Raw genomic sequence first — 24580 nt, forward strand, 5'->3', positions numbered from 1 at the left:
GATTTAATGCTGTTTTGTAGCTGGGTTGTCTACCTGGTTGTATTGCTGCGCCGTGGTCCGGCGTTGAGTATCGAGGTTGACGAGCTGGTTTTACAAGCCGTCCGAGGCGACGGCCCTTTTTGCACGTTCAAAAGCGGCGGCATGCCCTTTCGAAAGGGCAAGCGGGCACCTTCGGCATCCGTCTAACGCTCATAAACCATTCAAAAACATACGGAAATATGTCAATTTGAAAAAAACTTTGTTTTCAATCCATTTTTTTGTAAAATTATCTTGACAATTCAAAAATAGCCGAGAGTGGTATGCTTTCGGCATGGCTGAAAATTAAACGCTTTTTCTATAATGATAACAATTCTTGTACTCTTGTTTGCAAAAACTTCTCAATGGCTTGCAATCGTGTGTTGGACAGATTGTAGCGCGGATGCTTCTTAAACTTGAAGTTGATTATATGGCGTAACCGTGCCTTTTGTTTGGGCGTAATGAATGTCTTGACTATTTCTTCGTAGGATGCATTGAATGCGGAAGAACGCGTTTTGGCATAAGCGGGTAAGTTGGCGATGTCATCGTCCATTGCATAATTGAACAAGGATAAGCCATGGTCGAACAACGGAGCGAATCGTATCGGTTGGTTGGTTAGATTGTCCACAAGCAAGCCGAAGTTGCCGTAATGCCTGTCGGTATTATAAATCAAAGCGTCGAATACGAGCATATCGACAAACGCATCGTAATACTTATCTCCCATCCCTTTGAGATAATCGGCGGTTTCTCGCAAGCCGCTTTGCGACAAGAATTTGTGCATGGGCACATAAGACGTATTGATGTCGGTAAAGAGTTCGCAGGTCGAACAAAGCGAATCGTGCCACATAGAAAGGCCGTAATCTACATGGTCGATACCCATAGCGGCGGCAATCTGCGCGGCATAATACTCCGAATAGGGCTCTTTGCCCGTATTGGCGGCACCCGACGTGCCACCTTTGTAGAGATATATCTTGCCACTCACCCTACGCCAGCATTTGCGGAGCATGCCATTGGTAGTGTATTCGGGAGATGATGTAAAGCCTCTTTTTGTGTTGGAGCCGTAACCAGTGTAGGCAATCAAAGCAAGCGTACGCGTGAATTTGTTTTGAAAAAGGTTATAATCGGCGAATTTGCCGTCGAAGCCTTCTTCAACGACCCAATAACAGTCATTAAGGGACAAACCTTTGCAAAGGTTGATAATGCCCATTGTGTCCCCATGGGACAACCCACTTTGCGTTAATATCCTATCGACATATTCGCGGTTTTTGGGAATCGTTCTTTCGGACAACCACTTCTTTATCCCGTCTGCATCAGGAGTCATGCCGATGGGTAGCAAATAGCGGTATTCCTCGTTTATCCAATCAACGGAATACTGCACCTTGCCGAGTTCGAGCCTTTTTATCGAGAACTTCAACAGAATATGGTCATATTGTTTTAACACATATCGCATATCGAACTCCTTATGTTGGTATTGATTATAACCTATTTGACGCCCTGTTGTCAATGTTTATGGTTATCTGAATGAAAATAGCCAAGAGTGGAATGCTCCCGGCTACCGTTTCATTTATTCGTGTTTCATCACTTTACGCCGCGCCGGTATCTTCCTCTTTGTAGTTTAGGATTAACCGCACGGCTTTGTCCGCTCTCGCTGCCGCGGACGCCACCATCTTGTTGTCGTTGCGGAGTGCCTTGAGCCAAGATCGGATATAAGCGGTGGAGTTTTGGAACGTACGTTCGGTTTCTATTCCCAATACGTAGAGGATTGAGCTGGCGCCGATCTCCGCTACCAACTCTTCTTTGCTGTACACCCCGTCGCCAAACATTCCGAACTCGCGGTGCAACCGCTTTTCTGCGCCGGTGGAGTGTACCATTTCATGAAAAGCGGTGGAATAAAACTCTGCGCCGTTACGTCCGAACTTGAACTTTTCGGGTAGGTAGATCTCGTCGGTGGAAGGGCGGTAAAAGGCACGGTTGCCCTCGTAGGTCAAAGGAATGTGCTCACAGGTGAGATAGTCTTCCATCACACCTTCCGCATCGGCGTCATCATCAAAGCGTTGCACCTCTCCTTTGAATTCGTCCTCGGCAAGCGGTTCCACTCCCTCGACATCCTCGATATGAAACACAACGTAGTATTTGAGAATGGGTATTTCTTTCAATTTCCATTTCTTTTCGTCTTCGTCTTCGCCCTTCTTGTCAGCGGGCACTTTGTAAGTCTGCCACTTGTAGAAAACCACGATTTCGCCTTTCGCTCCTTTGCGGATATGCCCGCCCAACTCCGTCCATTGCTTGAAGGACGCATATTCGCCAACCCGCCGCAAGGTCAGTTGGTTGAGTAGACTATATGCCCGTTTGGTCACACGGTTAAAGGCAACCTGTTTCGATGTGCCCGCGTCCACTCTTGCACCGCTACACACCCACGGCTTATTCCACGGTATCTCTCCCTGCTGCAACTTGGCGATAATGCGGTCGGTGATGTCTTGATAAATGTCGAATTTGCTTTTCATTTGTTTCTCCTTTTGCATAGCAAAAGCCGAGAGCGTTTTGCCCTCGGCTCCGTGCTTATTATGTTTGTCATACTCTTGCGAACTTGTTGGGGATATAGACCCTATCTTCCACCATGATGGCGCGATAGGTTACGCCCCTTACGGTTGCCGTGGTTTCTATCGGTCTACCATCCATCTCGGCACGCAGTATCATCTTTTCGGTGTTGGGTTCGGCCAGACCGATATTGACGTCCAAAAACTTGTCCGTGTCGCCTACCTCTATGATTTCAAAGCCTTTATCATAGAGATAGAACGTGAATTGAAACTGTTTTTCAAAGATGCCGTTGCTGTCGATGATACAGCACTTATTGATGTCTTTGTGATACGCTGTGATTCTATAGTATTTGCTCATACTTCCTCCTATGCCGCAATTTGTTTCATTTTCTTATTGGCATACGGCAGCCATTTGTTGTGGAGGAATGATTGCACCTCGTCCGATGGTTTGGTGTTGTGTTCCGCATAGAGTTGAAGCACACGCTTGTTGGTATGCTGTACTCCATCGTGACAAATGGCACGTCTATCTCGCTTGTTCTCCGTACAAAGAAGATCAAACTCTCCTCCCTCGCCACCTTTTGGTCGTAGTTACATCGCCCAACGCAATGGTTAAGCGCGTTTCCCTCCTTGATAAGTTCGGCGGGAGATTGTGCGATGATGACCACATACCCCTCGCCTTTGTTCCTCTCCAGCATGGTGTATTTCTCGATGACCGACGAAAACTTGGCGTAGAGTTCGGCGCGTTTCTTTGCGTCTTCTTCCGCAAGTTTGGTGTGGTATTGGTCTATACGTACATCGTGCCAATATCGGAAGTCGTGTGGATAGCGGTTACGAGGTATGCTCATATCCATATCCAATTCTGTACAGGCTTTGTAGTAATCTCGGTAGTTGGCTATGCTTGTACCTTGCTTTTCCAAGTAGGCAAGGAACTTTTCACGTTCTCCCGTGAATGCTTGCCGTAGTTCTTTGTAATCCGACTTGGCAAACTCTTTTTTCGCTCGCTCGATTTGCTCTTGTTGCGTTACGTCTCGATTCCGCTTATAGGCATTGATAATAGAGGATACGTAATAGTAGTTTATCCCCTTCACGTTCCTCTGCCTTACCAACCATTTGCGAAATCCCTTGTCTTTGGTGGCAAGTTCGCATATCTGCTTGCTCATCCAAAAGTTGTAGTAGCCGAACTTCATCAAGAACTCTATTACGGGATATTTCTCGTATTGAGATATGAACTGTATTAGGTGTGAGGTCTGTAACTGTTGATAGCCGCTGTATTTGTACTCCGGAAACGTCCGCATATAGTTTATGTTGACGATGGGAGCATCGGGGTCATACCCTTTTGCCCCGGACCAGCCCCATCCCGAATAGCGATAATACATTCGCATGGAAGGTATTTCAAAATGCCAATCTACGATATAACCGCCAAGCCAGTTAAGTATCATGTCGCCCACATAGCAGTATTTGTCGTTGACGATATGTACCACTACTTGCTTACAATACCATTGTTTTTTGTAGGTCTTTACTCCTACGGTGATTTTGGCAAGTTTGCCTTTGATTCGGGTAAGGTAGGCATAGAATCTTGTTGCGCTTTTTTGTTGAGGGCACCGACGTATATCCTCTTTCTTTATTTTTTCAAAGATACGTTGCGGGATAGGTCTGATATTTGGTAGTTTTACAGCTTGTTCCATCATTTCACCTCCACTTTATCCAAAATGCGCAGTAGCTCGAAAAATCGCTCGTCGTCGAACTTTGCCAAAGACGCTTTGGGCTGTTCGGGTTCCTCAACAACCGATGTTTTGGGTGCGGGATAACCGCGAACCTCTCCATCACCCTCCACTACTACCACCATCTTAATGGCGGATATCTTGTTGAAGTAGATTTCTGCCGCGTGGTATGGAAATCCCACCAACGGTACACGGTTTTCTAAGCCAACGTCTCGGCTTGTAAGCGTCAAGTCCAACCGCTTTGCTATCTCCACGGCGTCATCACCCAGCACCTCGTAAAAGTCACCGATTCGCATAGCGATAATGGTATCGGGGTAGGAATCTTGGTAGTCCACATACCGTGCATATAACCCGCTAACGGGTTTCGGCTTGGGTATCTCTACGGTGGGTGTTACTTCCTCCGTGGGTGTTGGTTCCTCTTGTTCTTCCTCCGCGACTTCTTCGGTGGATTCTTCCTCTGGTTCTTCTACGTCGGGGTCCTCGCTTTCGTCCTCGGTATCGGGTTCTTTCTGTTCGGGTCCCGCCTCATCTTTCTTGTCGGTGGATAGGTCGAACATATCGAACATGGACGTTTGCGGGGATTTCGGTTTGGGTGGCGTGGAAACGGTTGGGGTAGGTTTCGCCGTCGGTTTCGCAACGGGTTTCGTGGCGGGCTTATACGGGGTGCCGTCAAGGGTATACAATACACCCTCGATATCGTCTTCCTCGAAGTAGTGCATTAGCCAACCGATGATGATCTCCCCATCTACGCATAGTGCCACTGAGCCCGTCTTTTTCTTTTCCTTCGCCATCTTTTCGGCTTGCTTGGTGGCATACGCCATAAAGTCCGCAAGGTCGTTCTTGTTGATCAACTGCTTGCCGTCTTTCTCGTATGGCGTTCCGTTGTTGATCTTTTCCGCCAATGCGTCGCTTGCACTTTCTTCCAAGTAGGCTTTTAATCGTTCCTGCTCGGGACCACTTGCGTGTAGGTTTAGTTTTTTCATTTCTTTCAATACCTCCTTTTGTGTTTTTCTTAAAAAGAAATCACCACCTAAAACGGCAGCGACTTCCACTTGATTTTGTCTTTCCTTGTCATGGGTTGTATGTAGTATCGGTTGCGGTATTTATTGCGTTGTTCCCTTGCTACGCGTCCGTCTTTGTATCGCTTTGCGGCTTTGTAACGGAACGTATTGAAACAAACGACTCTGTTTCCGTCTTCCCCGATGTACACCACCATAAACCCGTTGGGGTTATGCTCGTCTGGTCTCATCCCGCCCACCCCCTTATTGCCTCGGCAATGTGCGGTAAACCCGTGAATAGGTTGCTACCCATTAGGACTTGGTGTAGGCGTCTATCATGGGCGTAATGATTACTCTCGGCAAGTTGGCGTCCTTTCCCCGTGAGTTTCTTTATCTCGTAGAAGTCGCTACCATCGTGATGGCTACCTTCGATATATAAGTGCCCGCCCACGTCATAGACCTTGAGATAATCCAAGTGGGATAGCCCACGGCTAAGGTCCGTGATGTCACGAATGAATGAGCCTGCGGATGCGGGGCCGTCCCATCTTCCGCAAGTGCCAACGATGAGGCAGGGAGTGTCTTTCAGCAATCGGACGAGGGCATACTTGAAATCGTCCCACATCCATTGGTTCTCGCTGTAGATGGTGCCTTCGACGCGGTCATCGGGCACGTCCTCGACGCTTGCCCATCCTTCGTTCTCGGCGTTGGTATCGAAGAGTTCTTGGCGGGTGTCTTCCTCTCGCTTGCTGTCGTAGTAGTCGTCATATAAGATTTCTTGTTTGTTTTTCATTGCTTATTCCTCCTCGATTCTTCCGTATACATCGTCTGCATAGTAGCAGTTTGTAAAGATATTGAAAATGGCGGAGCATCTCACTCCGCCATACTCTACGATATAGATTGTTTGTGTGCTATCGTGGGTTTCGCCGATAACCGTTACCTCGGCTTCCTTTCCATCTAACGAATGGATACGTGCCTTTATCTTATACGGTTTCATCGCCATCTCCTTCTTTGCCCAGACTGTCCCTATACTCCATCGTGTCTTGGATAAAACGCGCGGTATCGTCATAGGTGTTTACGCTGACGAACTCGTCTGAAATAAACTCGTTGTATAAGAAGTCCAACAAGTCGTCCCCGACCTTGTAAAGCAGGCGATAAATCCTATCGCTGAAGTATTCGTCGTAAAACAACGTTTCTTTTAGTTCCGTCTTGACGTGGATTTCGTAGTTGCTGAAAAATACTTCCTCCACCGTTTTGGTGAGCATATCCGCTTTGAAAGCATCAAACTCTTTTTCCACTCGTTCTTGTATTTCTTGTTTGTAATTCGTTTCGTTCATACTATTGTTCTCCGTTCTAATGATTTTTGATAGCCCTCTATGTAGTCGCGGAACCGTGACCATTGAAACATAAGGGCGGGCGTCTTCCACGTTTTGCCTATCAGTTGTTGCGTTAAGGCGTTGCGTTGTTCGATGATGGCGGGAATGCCCGCAAGCGACAGTTGGATATAGCACATATGCACGCATCGAGGGTCTATGTCCGTAGCCACGACGAAAAGGTGCCTGGCATAGTTGACGTTGTATTGATTCCACAATGCGTCTGCCGTAGCCAGCACCATCACGCCGCTACCACAAGTCGGCTCATTGAGGGTAAGTATGTCATTCAATCTCGGGTCGTCTCCGCTGAATGCCATTTGTGCCATACAATGCGCAATGTGATAGGGAGTGAAGAATTGACCTGCGAGTTCGCTTTTGGTGCCGCTTTGCATGTACAACTCACCGAGATAATCCCCAAAGCCTTCTTCCGTCATGTGGGTAAGTACGCTCCACGTCTCGGCGAATAGTTTGACCAATATATCCACTTCCTCTTTGTTGTATTTCTTGATAATTTCGTGATACCGTTTCTCCCTCGAGGGATAGTTCGTTAAGTCCGCCTGCTGGGATATGACGATAGCCGCTATCTCAAAGAAATCGGCAAGCGTGTTGTATGCAGAATGTCGATAGGACAGCGATTCGGTCAACTTGATTAACTTCTTCAACTTCTCTTGATTCATAGTTAAAAAACGCGGCTCAAACCGCCGCCGTAAGTGCGTACTACGATGTCTCCCAACTCCGAGCAGAGGTCATCGCTCTTGTTCCAAACGTAGGACGCGACGTAAAACGCATTCCCCTCGCATTCCGTGAGGCTATACTCCCAATCATCGGTATATTGCGACACATAGAGGCAACTCCACATCTCGCCCAGCGTGGTCAATTCGTGTGTGATGGCATACACGGTACAGTTGTAGGTTTCTTCCACCTCTTTCATCTTGGCGAAGATTTCCAGCTCTTGATCTACCCAATACCCGCCGAAGCGTTCAAAGAAACACACGCGATTGCTTTGCTCAAAGCCGTGTATATAGGGCTTGTAGATATCCAGCGTTCTCATAAACTCGATTGCCTTTGCCTTTTGTTCTTCTTTTGTTGCTATCTTACACATATCTTTTACCTCCTTGTATGTGTGATTTTGTGTAAACAAAAAGGGCACGTTGCCGTGCCCTTACTCAACGTCCTCGAAGTCATTGATGTTGATTCGGGTGTAGTGCAAACCGTATTCGAAGTACAAACCGTGTTCGTCTTCAAAAAGTTCGTATTCGCATACGCTTATCTTGCCTTCTTTCGTGACGGCTACCACGATTGCTTTATCAGTTATTTCCAACAAATCAAAAGTGATAAATCTTTCACCGTTCCAAAGTTGAAACTCTTTCATATAGATACGTTCATTCATTGTTGTTTCCTCCTTTTAGTCCATGAATTTGTAATTGATGTAGTAGTTGACGTTTACGGTACGCCTGTCGATTTCGTACAACTCCCAAAACGCCCCTTTGTACTCGTTGTCCGTTCCGGGTACTTGATGGCAGTATTTCAAGCAATCTTCATAAACCCTGATATACGGTTTACCTGCTTTACTGGTTTGAGCGGTAACGAGATCGGTATCGGTGATATACCCGACACCCGACGTCTTAACGTTCTCTTTACCGACCTTGATAACTGTGAATACTACTTTTTTCATTTTCTATACCTCCTGTGGTTTATTCTGCCTTTCGGCAAGAGGGCGAAGTATCACGGTTCGGTACAAAGAACACAAATAAAAGACTTTGGAAAAGGCAATGGGCGCAACAAAAAAGGTAGCAGCATAGCCACTACCTCTTATTCCTTTATTTGTTGCGAGAATGAAAAATATTTTCACGTTACCAAAACCAACCCCCTATCCCCCGAAAATATTTTTCCCGTACCATTGCCTTTTCCGAGAACTGTGATACAATGACCGACCGAAAGACAGAGAAACCAAAAGGAGGGAGAAAATGAAAAAAGTGTATTTCTATATACAAAATGGCACAAAACACTATATTAAGTTGTCTTTATTGCCAAAACAAACTCATTTTGGGCAAAAAATAATACGAACCTTCGATTAAAAAAGTTCGTATTATTTTCTTCTGGCGTACCTAGAGGGATTCGAACCCCCAACCGTCCGGTCCGTAGCCGGAAGCTCTATCCAGTTGAGCCATAGGTACGAGTGAATTGTACTATGATTATAGTCCAACCGACGGGCGTTGTCAATCAAAAAACGCAAGTATTTTTATAAACTCGCCACTTCTTTGTTCTATTCGGGTTTCTCTCGCTCGGGCGTTCGTGGTTTCGTCGCCCGTCGCGGCTACATCTTGTCGGGCAACGAGATACCCAATATGCGCATTCCGTTCTCGACGACCACGGCGGTGGCGCGGGTGAGGGCCAATCGTGCGGCGCGCACGGCGGGGGGCGCGGTGAGGATCTTGTTGTCGAAGTAGAATTTGTTGTACAGTTTGCAGAGGTCCACCACGTGGCGGGTGATCATAGACGGCTCGCACTTGTCCGCCGCGTCCAGAAGGAGCGAGGGATAGCGGTCGAGGTAGCGCACGATATCCTTGCTGACGTCGTCGTCGAGGCTGCCGAAGTCCGCCTCGGCCTCAACGCCCTCGCCCGCTTTGGCCAGCACGGACAGACACCGCGCGTGCGTATATTGCACGTAGGGGCTGGTCTCTCCGTCGAAATTGAGCAATTTGTCGTACTTGAACTCGATATCCTTTATGCGGTTGTTTTGCAACGCGGAGAATATGACCGCGCCCACGCCCACCTGTTCGGCCACGCGGTCGGCGTCCGCCAGGTCGGGGCTTTTCTCCACGATGATCTCCTTCGCCTTGGCCACGGCCTTGTCGATGACGTCCACAAGCCACACGGCGTTGCCCTTCCTCGTGGACATCGCGCCCTCTTCGAGGCTCACCATACCGAAGGCCACGTGTTGCATATCCTTGGCCCACGGGTAACCCATCTTCTCCAACACGGCGAAGACCTGTTTGAAGTGGAGATTTTGCTGATACGCCACCACGTACAGGCACTTGGCGAAGTCGTACGTCTTGTGACGATACTCTGCGGCGGCCAAATCGCGCGTGGCGTACAAGGTAGCGCCGTCCGACTTGACGATGATGCAGGGCGCCATGCCCTCCAACTCGACTATCTTTGCGCCCTGGCTCTCCACCAACAGCCCCTTTGCCGCCAACTCGTCGATAACGGGCTGCATTTTGTCGTTGTAGAAACTCTCGCCCGCCAAACTGTCGAAATGCACGCCCAAGCGCGCGTACACGGGCATATCGTCCGCCAAGGTGATCTCTTTGAACCATTGCCACAGGTCGTAGGCCTCTTGGTCGCCCGACTCCAACTTTTTGAACCACAGGCGCGCCTCGTCTTCCAACTCCGGCCGTTCCTCGGCTTCGCGGTGGAAGCGGACGTATATCTCCACCAACTTGCGCACGCCGCCTTTTTCTATTTCCTCGCGGTTGGACCACAACTTATAGGCCACGATGAGTTTGCCGAACTGCGTGCCCCAATCGCCCAAGTGATTGATGCCCACCGAGCGGTACCCGATCTCGTCGAACAAGCGGCACAGCGCCGCGCCCAGCACGGTGGTGGACAAGTGCCCGATATGGAAAGGTTTGGCGATATTGATGCTGCTGTAATCGATGCAGACGTGGCGGCCTGCGCCCACCGTGGACTTGCCGTAGTCGGCGCCCTCTTGCACCACTTTGCCCACCACGTCCCGCGCAAATGCGGACGGCGCGTACTTAAAATTGAGGTAGCCCGCCACCGCCGTGACGCTCTCTACGAAGTCGGGCTTGCGGATAGCGGCGGCCATTTCCTCGGCGATGGCCACGGGGCTTTTGCGCATGGTCTTGGCCAAGCGGAAGCAGGGCAGACAGACGTCGCCCAAGGATACGTCTTTGGGGGGCGTCAGCAGTTCGTATGCCTCGTCTTGGGGCAGATAGGGCGTGAGGAGGTCGGCGATTTGACGTTTGTAATCCATAGCCCCCTCCTACACGTTGAAACGGAACAGCACGACGTCGCCGTCCTGCATGACGTATTCCTTGCCCTCGCTGCGCACGAGGCCCTTTTCTTTGGCGGCGTTCAGGCTGCCGCACGCCAAGAGGTCTTGGTAGTTGACGATCTCGGCGCGAATAAATCCTTTCTCGAAGTCGGTGTGTATCTTGCCCGCGGCTTGGGGCGCTTTGGTGCCTTTGGTGATGGTCCAGGCGCGCGTTTCCTTTTCGCCCGCGGTCAGGTAGCTGATAAGTCCCAGCGTGCGATAGCCCACGGTGATCAACATAGACAAGCCGCTCTCGGCGATGCCGTACTCCTCGGCAAACACGGCGCGCTCGTCCTCGTCCAGAGCCGCCAACTCCGCCTCCACCTTGGCCGACAGCACGATGACTTCGGCGTTCTCCTTGGCGGCGATGGCGCGGACGGCACGGACGTACTTGTTGTCGGGCTTACCGATATCGTTCTCGCCGATATTGGCGACGTAAATGACGGGTTTGGCGGTCAGCAAGAACATATCGTAGAGGTAGGCTTGCTCCTCTTTGTCCAATCCTTGCTCCCTGACGGGGCGCCCCGCCTCCAAAGCGGCCTTCACGCGTTCCAGACACTCCAACTCGGGCAAGAGTTTCTTGTCCCCGCTCTTGGCTTGATTTTTGACGCGGGCGATGCGCTTGTCCACCGTCTCGATATCGGCAAATATCAACTCGTAATCTATGGTTTCTATATCGTTTTGGGGATTGACCGCGCCCGAAACGTGCGTGATATTGCCGTCGTCGAAACAGCGCACCACGTGCACGATGGCGTCCACCTCGCGGATGTGCGACAAGAACTTGTTGCCGAGTCCCTCGCCCTTGCTGGCGCCCTTGACGAGGCCGGCGATATCCACGAATTCGAGTACGGCGGGCGTCACCTTGCGGCTCGTGTACAACGCGGCCAATTTGTCGAGGCGCTCGTCGGGCACGGCCACCACGCCCACGTTGGGCTCGATGGTGCAGAACGGGTAGTTGGCGCATTCGGCCCCCGCTTGCGTAATGGCGTTGAACAAAGTTGATTTGCCTACGTTGGGCAATCCTACCACACCTAATTTCATACGGTCACTCCTTGATGGTTTGGCGCACACGGCGCGCATACCTTGGTATTATAGCGAATAATATTATACAACAAGGCGAGCGGTTTTTCAACAAAACCGCATAGATTTGTCGCCAAATCGCAAAAAAGAGGGACTTGTGGGTATGTGGATGGATATTTTGAAGGGTATTTTGTTGGGTTTGGTGCAGGGGCTCACCGAGTTTCTGCCCGTGTCAAGTAGTGGACACCTCTTGCTGTTGGAGCGCATGGGCGTCACCGCGCCCAGCCTCTTGCTCAATCTGCTGACGCACGTCGCCACCCTTCTTGCGGTGCTTATTCTCATGCGAAAGGACGTTATTCTATGGGTACGTCACCCCCTTTCCCGTCGCGCGGGGTGGCTCTACCTCACCTGCATCCCCACCGCTCTCATCGCCGCCTCTTTGATGTATTTCGCCAAGGACGTGCTGACGGGCAAATACCTGTCGTTGGGCTTTTTGGCCACCTCGTGTTTGCTATTTTGGGGCGCGTCCATTCGCCCTCGGCACCGCCCCCTCACCCCCGTCAACGCGCTTTTGACGGGCGTGGTGCACGGCGTGGCGGCCTTGCCGGGGCTATCGCGTTCGGGCGCGACGGTCAGCGCGATGCGCCTTATGGGCATAGACGGCGACGAGGCCGTGCGTCTCTCCTTCCTTATGTCCATACCCGTCATCATAGGTGGCGCCGTCGTGGAGTGTATCGGAGCGGATTGGGGCGCGGTTAACGTGCCCTTGACGGTGGCGGCCGCCCTGTCCTCTTTCGTCTTCGGCCTCGTGGGGTTGCGCCTTATGCTCAAGGCTTTCCGTCGCGCCATGCCCCTCTTCGGCTTCTACACGCTCGCGCTGTCCATCGTGGCCTTGTTCGTGTAAGCAAGGGTATTGTGCTTTCTCCCAAACCCGAACGTAGTGGAATATATACTTCTCTCTATTGACAGACATATACTTTTGGGGTATAATGAAAAGGCCAAACTTGGCAGGGCTTGCCCTGCCGCCAAACATGAATATATTCCTTATGTGGTACAACTCTCTCAATAGCAGTTGTATCTATTATCCTTTCTTTGTACCACAAGGAATGTTTGGAATAAGTTTGGCGACTTATGGGTAATGGAGCAATTACTATATTTGCCGTTCCCATAGGGGGCGGCATCTTATTTATATACAAGAAATAATGCCGCCGTATCTACGAAAGATATGGCGGTTTTTCAAATATGGAGGAAATACTATGAAGAAGACGTTGATTGTCGCATTTTGCTTACTCATCGCAGTTGCTGTCTCTATCGCACTCGCCTCTTGCGCCCCTACGGGTAGCAATTATACGGGCACCTACTACGACTACGAAGACGGCGTCAAAAACGCCAACGATTGGATTAAGTTGGAGAAAGACAGGTGGTCGGACAACGAAGGGATGTCCGGACGGGTGGAATATGTGGACGGCAAGGTCGTCTGCTATCTTTCTATGTTCGGTGAGGAAGACGTCCTCTTGTGGGGCACCGTGAAAAACGGCGTCTTCACCTACACCATCGGCGAACGCAATGCGGCCGGCGACTATGTGTATTACAACGTATACACCGACAACAGCACCGCCTCCGTAAAGGATTCAACGGGGCAAGCCAAATCTTCCGACGATAACGCCGATACGCCCACGCCTTCCGTAAAGACCTACACGGTGAAGTTCGACAGCAAAGGCGGCACGGACGTCGCGCCCAAGACCGTCAAAGAGGGCGAGCGGTTGGAAGCCCCCGCGCAACCCACCAAGACGATGTACGTCTTCGCGGGCTGGTACAAAGATTCGGGCACGCGCAACGTATGGGATTTCGACACCGACCGCGTGACCAAGGATATGACCCTCTACGCCAAGTGGACGGCCGAAGAAGTGCGCGTCACGTCGGTAGACGGCGCCACCATAGACGGCAACAACATTTCCGTCGTCATCGAGAAGAACGTCAACGAGATGGATATGTCGGACAAGGTGGTTTTGAACAACGATTCCGCCACATGGAAACTCTACTACGACAAGATGGGTCGCGATGAAATCCGCACCAAAATAGCCACCAACGACTACGGCAGGTTGGACAGCGGCAGCAACCTCTTCTACATAGTAGTCACTTCGTCGGACGAAACGCAATCCAAGACCTATACGTTGGAACTCTACAAGCGCTACGACGTATCGGTGGGCATATACGACGTGTACGGGGATTACGTGGACTCCTACGCGGTCACTACGTTGGACACCCTGACCGCCCCCTCCAATCTCTCCATTGCGGGCTACACCGTCAACGGCTGGAAATCGAGTAGCGTCAAAATCGGCGAAACCGTACCCAAGAACTACGAGGGCGCCATTCGTCTGACGCCCGACGCCACGCCAAATACCTACACCGTCACCTACCAAGCCAACGGAGGTAGCCTGTCCAAGACCAAACAGACCGTCACCTTCGACAAAGCCGAGCAATTGGCAGTACCCACTCAAGAGGGTTATACCTTTACGGGGTGGACGATGAACGGCGAGGACGTCACCGACGGCACCGCCAAGTGCACCTGGAAGATAGCGGGCGACGTCACCCTGACCGCCCGCTACCGCGCCAACCACTACGCCGTCGTCGTGCAGTCGAACGATACCGACGCGGGCACGGCAAGCATATCGGGCAACGGGTTGGACAACGTCAACGTCTTCTTCAACGTCAACAACGACAAGTGCGCTACCAACGTGCACACCCAGACCGTCACCACCCAAGAGGGCTTGCGCTACCCCGCCGATCCCACGGCCGAGGGCTATCTCTTCCGAGGGTGGTACAAGGACGGCTCTATCTACAACTTCGCAAGAGATATATACGGCGATCTCAACCTGACCGCCGAATGGTACCGCCTACCCACAGGCGCCCGGATCGTCACGGCATACACCGCCGCCTCTTTGGCAGAGGAGACCTATGCCGAGGTGAGCGGTGCGGCCGTCTCCTACTACTTCGTCGCCAAGACGGGCGGCACCTATACCCTCTCCTATCGCAATACCCAAGAGGGTGCTACCTATGGCGCGCGCATTTATGTGAGTGGTGCCAACGGCTACACCAACGTGGTCGCCACTAATACCACACGCAAGACAATCACGTTCACGGCCAATGCGGGTAGCGTATGCTCTATCAATCTGCAACGCGAGGGTGACTACAATACGGGCGTCTACTTCGCCGTGTACGGCGGCAATATGTTCGCAGCTGGCGGCAAAGTCGCCGTGTCCGACCTTAACCGCGTGGTGCTGGCGGGCAATACCGTAACGCTCAAAGCCACCGAGAACACGGGCTATACCTTCGAGGGTTGGTACAAGAACGGCACCAAACTCAGCGCCGACAAAAACTACACCTACCGCTCCCCCGCCGCCGACAGCACCATCACGGCGAGCTACACCTACTACACCGTGTCCACCGACGCCAATCTCAGCGATGCGGGCACCTATACCCAAAAATCACGCGAGAAAGTCACCGTCGGTAGCACCGTCACCCTCACCGCCTCTACCAACAACGGCTATACTTGGTTGGGTTGGTATGACGGCAATACCAAGGTCAGCGAGGGCACCGGCCTCAGTTGCACCATCACAATGACCGCCGAGAATAAGACGTATACGGCCAAGTGGACACCCACGCAGTACACCATCACCTACAATCTGAACAGCGGCACCAACAGTAGCAACAACCCCGCCACCTACACCGTGGAGAGCAACACCATCACGTTGGCCAACGCCACCCGCGCCTACTACACTTTCGGCGGTTGGTATACCAACTCGTCCCTTACCAACCGAAAGACGCAGATCGCCAAGGGAAGTACGGGCGACCTTACCCTCTACGCCAAGTGGACGCCCACACGGTACGCCATCACCTACAACCTCAACGGCGGCACCAATAGCAATAGTAACCCCACTGAGTACACGGTGGAAAGCAACGCCATCACCTTTGCCAACCCCACCCGCACGGGCTACACCTTCGGCGGTTGGTATACCAACTCCGCCTGTACCCAATCCACTACGGGCATTGCCGCAGGTAGCCACGGCTACGTGACGGTATACGCCAAATGGACCATCATCACCTATACCATCACCTACAATCTGAACGGTGGCACCAATAACAATAGTAACCTCACCACCTACACCGTGGAGAGCAATACCATCACGCTCGCCCCCGCCACCCGCGACTACTACACCTTCGGCGGTTGGTATACCAGCTCGTCCCTGACCAACCAAAAGACGCAAATCACCAAGGGAAGTACGGGCGGCCTTACCCTCTATGCAAAGTGGACGCCCACACAATACACGATTACCTATAACCTTAATGGTGGCACTAATGATAGCAACAATCCTACCAAGTACACGGTTGAGTCTAACGATATCACCTTCGCCGACGCCACCCGCACGGGTTATACGTTCGGTGGATGGTACACCAATTCATCATTGACAAACAAAAAGACGCAAATCGCCAAGGGCAGTACGGGCGACCTTACCCTCTACGCCAAGTGGACGCCCACACAATACACCATCACCTACAACCTCAATGGCGGCACAAATAGCGGCAGTAACCCCGCCACCTACACCGTGGAGAGCAATACCATTACGTTGGCCGACGCCACCCGCACGGGCTACACGTTCGCAGGTTGGTATACCAACTCAGTTTGTACGCAATCCACGACGGGCATTGCCGCAGGTAGCCATGGCAACATGACGGTATACGCTAAATGGAATATCATCACCTATACCATCACCTACAACCTCAATGGTGGCACCAATAGCGGCAGTAACCCCACCACCTACACCGTGGAAACGATAGGCGAAGGCGTCACGCTCGCCCCCGCCACCAAGGAGACCGCCCGCAATATAACGAACAAGAGCCTCGGCAACGGCAACTACAGCGTGACTACCGAAACTACCGCGTACACCTTCCTCGGCTGGTACAAGGAGAGTACGTTCGTCAACAAGGTGACCACTATCACCTCAGCGGATGGCGACGTGATGCTCTACGCCAAGTGGAGCGAAACTACCTCTACTACTACTACGGAGAGTGCCTATCTGCGCGACGGCAACTATATTTACTTCGGCACCTATCCACAGACCGAGGTGACGGACAGCACAATCAAAACTGCACTTAATACTACGGCGGGCACCCTGCCCACGGCGGAGAATGCGCAAGCCTGGACGAGTTATGGATACTATATCAACGGCTCGGTATCCGACTATATGTGGTACATCGACCTGACGTACAACGGGGAGAAATACCGTGGCGTGTACTTTACTTCATATAGACCGTACTCCACCAGATTTAGCAGTGGCGCAAGCAATAGCATACAAGACGAAAACGGCTATACTACAGGCAACGTGTATTGGTTCCAATACGAACCCATCAAGTGGCGTATTCTCAGCGAGGCGGGTGGGGAAGCGCTTATCTTGTGTGAGATGATTATAGACAGCAGGGAGTTCTATCACGAAAACGTAGATTATTATACCTTCTCCCACAACGGTGGAACGGGCTATGCCAACAACTATGCCTTGTCCAACATCCGTAAATGGCTGAACGACACCTTCTACAACACGGCATTCAACGACCTGCAGAAGGAATTGATACTCCTCACCACGGTGAACAACAGCGCACGCTCTACCAACCCCGATAGCAGCGCCACCGCCTTTAACAGTGGCAACAACACCTACGCCTGCGCGAATACGCAGGACTACGTATTCCTACTCTCGGAGCAAGAGGTAACGACCGCCGCCTACGGATTTAGTAGCAATTACGGCGACAAGGATACGGCAAGACGCAAGCAAAACACGGACTATGCCAAGTGCCAAGGCGCTGAGACAAGCACAAACAGTTCTTACTATGGTAACGGCTATTGGTGGCTCCGTTCGCCCATCTCTAGTTATAGTTACTCCGCGCGTTTCGTCAGCTACTATGGCAATGTCGGCAGCTACCGCAATGTCGGCGACACTAGTAGCGGTGTTGTCCCCGCTTTGAAAATTAGGCTATCGTGAGGCGTCCCCCCGTCATGTTGAGCAAGCACAAAGTGCGCCGTTGCGCCATAGCTGCGCATTGGGCAATAGACCGAAACATCCCCTATCAAGAGGAACTTCCCTTCGAGATACTTCGGTCAATTGCCCTTTAGGCGCAACACGCGCACGGCGCATTGGCTCAGTATGACGCCGCCAACGAAAGCAACGGTTTTCTCCCAATCACCCCCATTACAAAGAACCGCAACGCGCACCGTTGCGGTTCTTTGTTTCGGGGCGGCCTTGTCGTATGCCGATATGGAATAAAACAAAACGGATTCTTGCATAATATGTATTGACAATATCACGGTATCGTGATATAATAAGAATAAAAACAGCAGGAGGGTACGTATGCCGGTATTATCGAGATTTTACGGAATTATCATTCGGATGTATTTTCAACAGGCGGAGCATAATCCGCCCCATATTCACGCGCTATACGGCGACAATATGGCGGCCATCGACATTCAAACGGGCGAGATATTAGAGGGTAACCTTCCGCCCAAGGCGCTCTCGATGGTGCGTGAATGGACGAATGCGCAAAAGCACGAATTGTTGCGCATTTGGGAAACGCAAGAGTTCAAGGCATTGCCCCCGCTCGAATAAGGAGATGACGATATGTTTCACAAATTGAAAGACGTGACTGCGATAGCCGATTATCGCCTGTGCGTGCAGTTCGCCGAAGGCGTGACCAAAATCTACGACGTCAAGCCGTTGCTTGACAAGTGGCCGACGTTCAAGGCACTCGTGACTACGCCGCACCTGTTTTATGACGTAAAGGTAGACGTGGGTGGGTTCGGCATCGTCTGGAACGACGACCTCGATTTGTCCTGCGACGAATTGTTCGCCAACGGCGTAACGATACAAACGCCCTTCGACGGGCTGTTGGCGTTCACCGACGCCACCCAATTGTGGGGGCTTAACGAAAGCACCTTGCGCAAAGCAATCGCCTATGGCAAACTCGTCAACGGCGTGGACGCCTGCAAGTACGGCAAGCAATGGGTGGTGTCCATCAAAGCGATGGAACGCGAGTACGGGGCGCCAAAAGTGGGATAATTGTTATTCCGATGACACTACAAAGCAACAAAGAACCGCAACGAAGCGCTGCGGTTCTTTTGGCGGAACTGCCTTGTTGTTTGACGATATGAAATAAAGCAAAGCAAATTCTTGTATAAACTCATTAAAAAACTGATGCCAAATAAAGGAGAGTAGCATATGAATATAACGGAAAAATTAACAGATATAGGTTTAGATCTTGTAAAGTCACTACTAATCACCGTAGTTTCCGCACTTATTGCGTTTTTCTTTACAAAAAAGTATTATTCTAAAGTCAAATTTGCGACAGGATTAAAAGAAATCGGTATACAATCTTTTTTAACACGTTACCCAAAGCAACAAGAACTTGAATATATGTTTTTGCATTCTGACGTCATCAAAATAATGTTTGTTTCAGGCGTATCCTTTTTTAAGACATACAGGACATTGATAGAAAAAGCGGTAAAACTAAACAAAAAGGTGGAGATACTCATCGCAACAAGGGAGACAGCTTTTTTGGCGCACATTGAAAGTTTGGAAGTATCATTTGGTGGACGTGACGAATGTAAAAAAATCAGCGATGAAATAGACGAAGTTATGAATAAATTAGAATATCTGTTGAAAGATGAGAACTATTGTAATAATATTGAAATTCGTCACTTCAGCGATGAATATAGACTTCCGATGATCTTGTGCCAAACATACGGCGAAAATAATACTTTGCAGAAAAGCGACTGCTTGCTGTATATCTCATTGCCACCCTATTCATCTCGTCAAGCCGCTATTCTAAAGCTCCATTCGGATTCAAAGCAAAGCACCGATAAAGAATTGGACATGATAGAAATGGCAACGGCGCATTTTGACAAGGTTTGGGAACAAGTTAATCCCAAGACCGATTAAAGCGCAGCGATAATATAGAGGTTCTCATTTTTGCGAAACATATACTGTATACAAAGCCACGGAGATATTCTTTTGTTGGCACTAAAGATGTCGCTGTAAAAAAATCATTTGCTCACTACTCAGCGAATAAGCATAAATGTGTCTTGAGTAAAAATGGAACTCGGTGGAACCCAGTGGAACTCGTGAAGCCGTTTACAGTTAGACGGTCCTTGTCTTGAACAAGTGGCGGCGCGATGCGCCACCAGACAAGGCCCGTCTTACACCGTAACCGCAATTGCCGAAAACCAAACAAAAAGGGATTGGAACGGACGACGGGGGATGGGCGGCCGCCCTGTCCTCTTTCGTCTTCGGCCTCGTGGGGTTGCGCCTTATGCTCAAGGCCTTTCGCCGTGCCATGCCCCTCTTCGGCTTCTACACGCTCGCGCTGTCCATCGTGGCCTTATTCGTATAACGATACTTTTCACGCGGTCGGTAATAAATACGCCTCAACGAGCGATAGCGCAATAAAAAAGAGGGAAAATCCCTCTTTTTTTGTAGTTTACCGCTACGATTGACGTATTGCAACGGTTTTTAAACGCTTATCATTTTGCCGTCGGCGCACGAATCGCGCCCGATAGAGTAGAGCCACGCCGTAGGTCAGATGGGCATTTTGGCACGGAAGATGAAGATAAGGACCAGCGCCGCCACTTGCCAAGCGATGCCCAACAGGTTGACTACGGTGAAATACCAATGCTCGGCCTTGGTCTTGTGCCGCACGATCTGCATGGTGAGGAAGCCGCCCACCGCGCCGCCGAAGAAGGACATAAGAAGTAGCACCTTTTCGGGCGTGCGACGGGAGCCTTTGACGGCTTTTTTCTTATCCGCGGCGTACATACAGCCGGTAATGACGCTCATCAGTGCGAAGTAGGCCAAAACGATATAAAAAATAATCATAATCTTTCTCCTTTGCGTAGGGGCGAACGCCGTCGCCCGCAGGATCGTTTGCCTCGTCGTCAAGGCAACGGGTATGCTGTCAAAAACAAATCTTCGCGAATGCGGCGCGGTAGACGGCGAGCATTTGTTCGAGGCGGTCCAACCGCACGTATTCGTCCACCTGGTGGCACATTTCCTCGTCCCCCGGGAAGACGGGGCCGAACGCCACGGCGCAAGGCAACGCCCGCGCGTAGGTTGCGCCGCCGATGCAACGGGGCGGCGTCATATCGCCCGTCACCTCGCGGTAGGCCGCCAAAAGATTGACGATGAGCGGGTGGTCGGCGGCGATATAGAGGGCGGGGTGTTCTTTATCGAGGCGAACGTCCGCCTCGGGCAGGGCTTTTTCTATTCTCGCTTTGACGTCCGCGTTGGTCACCGAGATAGGCTCGCGTATATCCAACCCCACGGCTATTTTGCCGTCCACGGCGTGCGCGTAGCCCACGTTCATCGTCAATGCGCCGCTCACCTCGTCCGAGAGGTCGAGCCCCAATCCCGCGCCCGTACTTTCGGCGAGCGCTTGGTACAATCGGTCAAGCCCCGCGTCGGCTTTGGACAGCACCGCAAGCACCTTGACGAGGGCGTTGTCGCCCAACTCGGGGGTAGAGCCGTGCGCGCTCTTGCCCGTGGCGGTCAAGCGGTAGCCGGCGCCGTTTTCCGCTACACGTACCCCATATTTCAGCGCCATGAAGCGCATTTCGGGCGTGCACCTAAGCACCTCGGCCTCGGCATAATCGGGCACCATATTCACCCTGTCGCCCGACTCCAAGCGTACCAATACGTCGGGGCAAGCCACCTTCAACTCGAAGTGTCCCAACCCCTTTTCGCAATTCAGCACGGGGAAGTCCCCGTCTGGGCTTATGGCCCATTTGGGTATCTCCTCGGTGGCGAGATAGCGGTCCATACATTGCCAACCCGTCTCCTCGTTGCACCCGAAGATAAAGCGCACGCGCATCTTGGGCGTTTTGCCCTCGTCCAGTAGGGATTTGAGGGCGTACATAGAGGCCACCAAGGGCCCTTTGTCGTCCTGCGTGCCTCTGCCGTACATTTTGCCGTCCGCGATGGTGGCGGACAGAGGGCCGTACTTCCAGCCCTCGCCCAGAGGCACGGTGTCGAGGTGGCAAAGTACGCCGAACAGGTCGCCTTCGCCTATTTCCGCCCAACCGCAGTATCCGTCCAGATCGCGGGTGCGGAAGCCCCATTGCTCGAACAAAGCCAAAGTGTAGTCGAGCGCCTTGCGAACGCCCGCGCCGCAGGGTGCGCCCGGTTGGGGCGTATCTTCCACCGTATTCATGCCGACCAAATCGGCAAGCGTGTGTATCACGTCGTCAAAATATCCTTGCATAATCTACCTCGCTTTGCGAAAGGAGTCGCCCTTTCGCCCGTATTTCGCTCCCATTATACTATATTTTTGCGCAATAATAAACAATTACGAAGCAAATTATTTACATTTGGTCGGCTTTGCTATATAATTTAAGGGCATCAAGCATCAAGGAGAGTCATTATGGCCAACAACAAAGATACGCAATTCGTCAAAGAGATTGCCGATATGCAGGCGGATTTCCCCCAATGGTACACCGACGTCGTCACCAAGACGGGCATGGTGGACTACGGCCCCGTCAAGGGCACGATGGTCATTCGCCCCTACGGCTACGCCATTTGGGAGATCATTCAAGAGGAACTCAACAAGCGTTTCCGCGCCACCGGGCACCAAAACGCCTATTTCCCCATGTTCATTCCCTACAGTTTCCTCACGCGTGAGGCCGAGCACGTGGAGGGGTTCGCCCCCGAGGTGGCTTTGGTCACCCACGTCGGCGACGAGGAATTGCCCGAGAAGTTGGTCGTACGCCCCACCAGCGAGACCATCATCGGCACGATGTATTCCAAGTGGATCCAGTCCTGGCGCGACCTACCCGTGATGATCAACCAATGGGCCAACGTCGTCCGTTGGGAGAAGACCACGCGCCCCTTCTTGCGCACCAGCGAGTTTTTGTGGCAGGAGGGACACACCGCCCACCGCACCCCCGAGGAAGCGCAGGAGGAAACCCTCAAAATGCTCGAGGTCTACCGCGAGTTCGCCGAGAACGTGCTGGCCATTCCCATGCTGACCGGCCGCAAGACCGAGAAAGAAAAGTTCGCGGGTGCGGAAGCCACCTACACCATCGAGGCCATGATGCTGGACGGCAAGAGCCTGCAGAGCGGCACTTCGCACAACCTCGGGCAGAACTTCGCCAAGGCGTTCGACATCACGTTCCTCGACAAGGACAATACCTTGCACTATCCCTACCAGACCAGTTGGGGCGTTTCCACCCGTCTTATCGGTGCTTTGGTCATGGCGCACGGCGACCAACGCGGGTTGGCGTTGCCACCCATGGTGGCGCCCTATCAGGTGGTCATCGTACCCATCGCCGCGCATAAGGGCGGCGTGTTGGAAAAGGTGGCCGAGGTGGCTGACGAGTTGCGCCAAGCGGGCGTGCGCGTCTACGTGGACGACCGCGACCAGTCCCCGGGGTGGAAGTTCAACGAGTGGGAGATGAAGGGCGTGCCCTGCCGTATGGAGATAGGCCCCCGCGACATCGAGAACGACACCTGCGTATTGGTGCGCCGCGACACCCACGAGAAGAATCCCGCGTCCTTGCAAGGCATCGCCGATACCGTGCAAAAACACCTCGCCGACATTCAACGCAATATGTACCTCAAAGCGATGGCTTTCCGCGACAGCCACATAGTGGACGTGGCCGATATGGATGAGCTCAAAGCGGCGGTGGACGGCGGCAACTTCGTGCGCACGATGTGGTGCGGCGACCGCGCCTGCGAGGACAAGGTGAAAGAACTCACGTCCGCCAGCAGTCGCTGTATGCCTTTCGACCAGACGCCGATGGGCGACAAATGCGTGTGCTGCGGCAAGAAATTAGCCAAAGGCGAGGGCTACACCATCTACTTCGCCAAAGCGTATTGATAAGGAGAACGTTATGAGCCAAGAAGTTTATCATCTTTGTATCAAAGGATTCGACACCGATCTGCCCGTATTGCCCCTGCCTTCGGGCGTCAGGATCGCCTTCTTCAACCTGCACGGCAACACCTTGCTCACCGAGCATTGCGGCAAGGAGATCGCCAAGCTCGTCAAGGGGTGCGACGTGGTTCTCACCGCCGAAAGTAAGGGCTTGCAACTGTCGCACGTCGTCGCGCGCGAACTCGGTCAACCCTTCTACGCCGTGTGTCGCAAGAGCAAGAAACTCTATATGCAGGACGGCATCGAGTCCAAGGTGCAATCCATCACCACCGGCAGCGAGCAAACGCTCTACCTCAGCAAGCACGACGCCGACCTCATCAAAGGCAAAAAGGTCGCCATCGTGGACGACGTAGTCAGTACGGGCGGTAGCCTTTTGGGGCTCGAAAAGATCGTCGAGTTGGCGGGTGGCGTCGTCTACAAAAAGGCGTTCGTCCTCGCCGAGGGCGACGCCGCCGATCGTTCCGACATCGTCTATCTGGACAAGATACCCTTGCTGTAAACGTGCGGTTTGATTGATTTATAGGGGCGTTTCCGTATTGGGTAACGCCCTTTTTCTTCCCCTCTATACGCAAAAACGCCCCCTACGTAGGGGGTGTTTTCGTGCAAAAGGCGTAGAAAAGTCCAATCATGCGGTGCTCGTCGAGCGGTCGCAAGGGAAGACCGCTTGCCTTGCGCTAACGCAGCGCGGAGTAGGCGAGGGAGCAAATCATCAATTTGTACGGCTCGGACGTCACGGCCTCAAACTCCAACCCGAGGCGCATGATAAACTTGGTATTGGCGGCGGTCACGCGGCGTTTCACCCCATTGGCGTCCGTCATGACCATGGGCTTGGAGAAAAGGCTCCAATTCGTGCGAAGGTAGGGCACGGCGTTTTTGATCTGCTGGACGTACA

25 protein-coding genes and 1 tRNA gene are annotated in these 24580 nt (G+C 52.0%); 8 read left to right on the forward strand and 18 right to left on the reverse strand.

All coding sequences use genetic code 11. From position 1 onward, the window contains the following. Positions 1-334: 334 nt before the first annotated feature. The 14 genes from II896_06410 to ychF all read right to left on the reverse strand — a co-directional run bounded on the left by II896_06410 (position 335) and on the right by ychF (position 11742). Positions 335-1465, reverse strand: a complete 1131-nt coding sequence (locus II896_06410) for an XRE family transcriptional regulator (protein MBQ4444266.1) — start codon at positions 1463-1465, stop codon at positions 335-337. A gap of 133 nt (positions 1466-1598) precedes the next feature. Further along, positions 1599-2519 carry a DUF1738 domain-containing protein gene (locus tag II896_06415; GenBank protein MBQ4444267.1) on the reverse strand — a complete coding sequence of 307 codons (921 nt, stop codon included), beginning with the start codon at positions 2517-2519 and terminating at the stop codon, positions 1599-1601. Between the two features lie 67 nt (positions 2520-2586). After that, positions 2587-2910 carry a hypothetical protein gene (locus II896_06420; protein MBQ4444268.1) on the reverse strand — a complete coding sequence of 108 codons (324 nt, stop codon included), beginning with the start codon at positions 2908-2910 and terminating at the stop codon, positions 2587-2589. Between the two features lie 25 nt (positions 2911-2935). Further along, positions 2936-4240: a PcfJ domain-containing protein gene (locus II896_06425; GenBank protein ID MBQ4444269.1), complete on the reverse strand. Its 1305-nt coding sequence runs from the start codon at positions 4238-4240 to the stop codon at positions 2936-2938. Next, positions 4237-5256: a hypothetical protein gene (locus tag II896_06430; protein ID MBQ4444270.1), complete on the reverse strand. Its 1020-nt coding sequence runs from the start codon at positions 5254-5256 to the stop codon at positions 4237-4239. The genes II896_06425 and II896_06430 overlap by 4 nt, the downstream gene beginning before the upstream one ends. Before the next feature lie 262 nt (positions 5257-5518). Continuing rightward, positions 5519-6061 carry a hypothetical protein gene (locus II896_06435; protein MBQ4444271.1) on the reverse strand — a complete coding sequence of 181 codons (543 nt, stop codon included), beginning with the start codon at positions 6059-6061 and terminating at the stop codon, positions 5519-5521. A gap of 190 nt (positions 6062-6251) precedes the next feature. Continuing rightward, the gene (locus II896_06440; GenBank protein ID MBQ4444272.1) at positions 6252-6605 is read right to left on the reverse strand and encodes a DUF3848 domain-containing protein; all 354 of its coding nucleotides are present in this window, start codon (positions 6603-6605) and stop codon (positions 6252-6254) included. Continuing rightward, complete coding sequence (locus II896_06445) at positions 6602-7318, reverse strand: N-6 DNA methylase (protein ID MBQ4444273.1); 717 nt, start codon at positions 7316-7318, stop codon at positions 6602-6604. The genes II896_06440 and II896_06445 overlap by 4 nt, the downstream gene beginning before the upstream one ends. A gap of 2 nt (positions 7319-7320) precedes the next feature. Next, on the reverse strand, positions 7321-7743 hold the full coding sequence (locus tag II896_06450; protein ID MBQ4444274.1) for a hypothetical protein: 423 nt from the start codon (positions 7741-7743) through the stop codon (positions 7321-7323). Between the two features lie 60 nt (positions 7744-7803). Then, the gene (locus II896_06455) at positions 7804-8031 is read right to left on the reverse strand and encodes a hypothetical protein (GenBank protein ID MBQ4444275.1); all 228 of its coding nucleotides are present in this window, start codon (positions 8029-8031) and stop codon (positions 7804-7806) included. A gap of 15 nt (positions 8032-8046) precedes the next feature. Continuing rightward, complete coding sequence (locus II896_06460; GenBank protein MBQ4444276.1) at positions 8047-8316, reverse strand: hypothetical protein; 270 nt, start codon at positions 8314-8316, stop codon at positions 8047-8049. Positions 8317-8741: 425 nt separating this feature from the next. Then, positions 8742-8818 (reverse strand) — tRNA-Arg (locus II896_06465). A gap of 140 nt (positions 8819-8958) precedes the next feature. Further along, positions 8959-10641, reverse strand: coding sequence for an arginine--tRNA ligase (gene argS / locus II896_06470; GenBank protein MBQ4444277.1), 1683 nt, complete (start codon positions 10639-10641; stop codon positions 8959-8961). A 9-nt stretch (positions 10642-10650) separates the two neighbouring features. After that, on the reverse strand, positions 10651-11742 hold the full coding sequence (gene ychF, locus II896_06475) for a redox-regulated ATPase YchF (GenBank protein MBQ4444278.1): 1092 nt from the start codon (positions 11740-11742) through the stop codon (positions 10651-10653). 142 nt (positions 11743-11884) lie between these two features. Here ychF and II896_06480 point away from each other — a divergent pair, with 142 nt between their 5' ends. Beyond that, a complete protein-coding gene (locus II896_06480; protein ID MBQ4444279.1) occupies positions 11885-12625 on the forward strand; it encodes an undecaprenyl-diphosphate phosphatase in 741 nt (246 codons plus the stop codon). 352 nt (positions 12626-12977) lie between these two features. Beyond that, positions 12978-17756, forward strand: a complete 4779-nt coding sequence (locus II896_06485; GenBank protein ID MBQ4444280.1) for an InlB B-repeat-containing protein — start codon at positions 12978-12980, stop codon at positions 17754-17756. Between the two features lie 116 nt (positions 17757-17872). Here the strand turns inward: II896_06485 and II896_06490 are convergent, their stop codons facing one another. Continuing rightward, a complete protein-coding gene (locus tag II896_06490) occupies positions 17873-18058 on the reverse strand; it encodes a hypothetical protein (GenBank protein ID MBQ4444281.1) in 186 nt (61 codons plus the stop codon). 64 nt (positions 18059-18122) lie between these two features. Between II896_06490 and II896_06495 the strand changes: the two genes are divergently transcribed. The 4 genes from II896_06495 to II896_06510 all read left to right on the forward strand — a co-directional run bounded on the left by II896_06495 (position 18123) and on the right by II896_06510 (position 20157). After that, positions 18123-18377, forward strand: coding sequence for a DUF4160 domain-containing protein (locus tag II896_06495; protein MBQ4444282.1), 255 nt, complete (start codon positions 18123-18125; stop codon positions 18375-18377). A 12-nt stretch (positions 18378-18389) separates the two neighbouring features. Beyond that, positions 18390-18827, forward strand: a complete 438-nt coding sequence (locus II896_06500) for a DUF2442 domain-containing protein (protein MBQ4444283.1) — start codon at positions 18390-18392, stop codon at positions 18825-18827. A gap of 159 nt (positions 18828-18986) precedes the next feature. Continuing rightward, a complete protein-coding gene (locus tag II896_06505; GenBank protein MBQ4444284.1) occupies positions 18987-19706 on the forward strand; it encodes a hypothetical protein in 720 nt (239 codons plus the stop codon). A 274-nt stretch (positions 19707-19980) separates the two neighbouring features. Continuing rightward, positions 19981-20157, forward strand: coding sequence for a hypothetical protein (locus II896_06510; GenBank protein ID MBQ4444285.1), 177 nt, complete (start codon positions 19981-19983; stop codon positions 20155-20157). 185 nt (positions 20158-20342) lie between these two features. Here II896_06510 and II896_06515 read toward each other — a convergent pair whose 3' ends face one another. Both II896_06515 and II896_06520 read right to left on the reverse strand, forming a co-directional pair. Continuing rightward, a complete protein-coding gene (locus II896_06515) occupies positions 20343-20639 on the reverse strand; it encodes a DUF1294 domain-containing protein (GenBank protein ID MBQ4444286.1) in 297 nt (98 codons plus the stop codon). Positions 20640-20718: 79 nt separating this feature from the next. Then, on the reverse strand, positions 20719-22020 hold the full coding sequence (locus II896_06520) for a Sapep family Mn(2+)-dependent dipeptidase (protein MBQ4444287.1): 1302 nt from the start codon (positions 22018-22020) through the stop codon (positions 20719-20721). A 159-nt stretch (positions 22021-22179) separates the two neighbouring features. Between II896_06520 and II896_06525 the strand changes: the two genes are divergently transcribed. Further along, complete coding sequence (locus II896_06525; GenBank protein MBQ4444288.1) at positions 22180-23634, forward strand: proline--tRNA ligase; 1455 nt, start codon at positions 22180-22182, stop codon at positions 23632-23634. A 13-nt stretch (positions 23635-23647) separates the two neighbouring features. Then, a complete protein-coding gene (locus II896_06530) occupies positions 23648-24187 on the forward strand; it encodes an adenine phosphoribosyltransferase (GenBank protein ID MBQ4444289.1) in 540 nt (179 codons plus the stop codon). A 175-nt stretch (positions 24188-24362) separates the two neighbouring features. On the opposite strand, the gene II896_06535 is transcribed toward II896_06530, so the two are convergent. Then, the coding region (locus II896_06535) for a hypothetical protein (protein ID MBQ4444290.1) at positions 24363-24580 on the reverse strand (218 nt) is incomplete at its 5' end.

This window comes from Clostridia bacterium (genome assembly GCA_017394805.1).
Classification (GTDB): domain Bacteria; phylum Bacillota; class Clostridia; order Christensenellales; family CAG-1252; genus RUG14300.

Bases quoted from the DNA above. Each gene is read 5' to 3' on its own strand.
- argS (MBQ4444277.1), bottom strand. From the start codon at position 10,641: ATGGATTACAAACGTCAAATCGCCGACCTCCTCACGCCCTATCTGCCC.
- II896_06500 (MBQ4444283.1), top strand. From the start codon at position 18,390: ATGTTTCACAAATTGAAAGACGTGACTGCGATAGCCGATTATCGCCTG.
- II896_06435 (MBQ4444271.1), bottom strand. From the start codon at position 6,061: ATGAAAAACAAACAAGAAATCTTATATGACGACTACTACGACAGCAAG.
- II896_06455 (MBQ4444275.1), bottom strand. From the start codon at position 8,031: ATGAATGAACGTATCTATATGAAAGAGTTTCAACTTTGGAACGGTGAA.
- II896_06515 (MBQ4444286.1), bottom strand. From the start codon at position 20,639: ATGATTATTTTTTATATCGTTTTGGCCTACTTCGCACTGATGAGCGTC.
- II896_06460 (MBQ4444276.1), bottom strand. From the start codon at position 8,316: ATGAAAAAAGTAGTATTCACAGTTATCAAGGTCGGTAAAGAGAACGTT.
- II896_06430 (MBQ4444270.1), bottom strand. From the start codon at position 5,256: ATGAAAAAACTAAACCTACACGCAAGTGGTCCCGAGCAGGAACGATTA.
- II896_06490 (MBQ4444281.1), bottom strand. From the start codon at position 18,058: ATGCAAGAATCCGTTTTGTTTTATTCCATATCGGCATACGACAAGGCC.
- II896_06415 (MBQ4444267.1), bottom strand. From the start codon at position 2,519: ATGAAAAGCAAATTCGACATTTATCAAGACATCACCGACCGCATTATC.
- II896_06525 (MBQ4444288.1), top strand. From the start codon at position 22,180: ATGGCCAACAACAAAGATACGCAATTCGTCAAAGAGATTGCCGATATG.
- II896_06485 (MBQ4444280.1), top strand. From the start codon at position 12,978: ATGAAGAAGACGTTGATTGTCGCATTTTGCTTACTCATCGCAGTTGCT.
- II896_06530 (MBQ4444289.1), top strand. From the start codon at position 23,648: ATGAGCCAAGAAGTTTATCATCTTTGTATCAAAGGATTCGACACCGAT.
- II896_06420 (MBQ4444268.1), bottom strand. From the start codon at position 2,910: ATGAGCAAATACTATAGAATCACAGCGTATCACAAAGACATCAATAAG.
- II896_06440 (MBQ4444272.1), bottom strand. From the start codon at position 6,605: ATGAACGAAACGAATTACAAACAAGAAATACAAGAACGAGTGGAAAAA.
- II896_06480 (MBQ4444279.1), top strand. From the start codon at position 11,885: ATGTGGATGGATATTTTGAAGGGTATTTTGTTGGGTTTGGTGCAGGGG.
- ychF (MBQ4444278.1), bottom strand. From the start codon at position 11,742: ATGAAATTAGGTGTGGTAGGATTGCCCAACGTAGGCAAATCAACTTTG.
- II896_06445 (MBQ4444273.1), bottom strand. From the start codon at position 7,318: ATGAATCAAGAGAAGTTGAAGAAGTTAATCAAGTTGACCGAATCGCTG.
- II896_06410 (MBQ4444266.1), bottom strand. From the start codon at position 1,465: ATGCGATATGTGTTAAAACAATATGACCATATTCTGTTGAAGTTCTCG.
- II896_06495 (MBQ4444282.1), top strand. From the start codon at position 18,123: ATGCCGGTATTATCGAGATTTTACGGAATTATCATTCGGATGTATTTT.
- II896_06450 (MBQ4444274.1), bottom strand. From the start codon at position 7,743: ATGTGTAAGATAGCAACAAAAGAAGAACAAAAGGCAAAGGCAATCGAG.
- II896_06505 (MBQ4444284.1), top strand. From the start codon at position 18,987: ATGAATATAACGGAAAAATTAACAGATATAGGTTTAGATCTTGTAAAG.
- II896_06425 (MBQ4444269.1), bottom strand. From the start codon at position 4,240: ATGATGGAACAAGCTGTAAAACTACCAAATATCAGACCTATCCCGCAA.
- II896_06520 (MBQ4444287.1), bottom strand. From the start codon at position 22,020: ATGCAAGGATATTTTGACGACGTGATACACACGCTTGCCGATTTGGTC.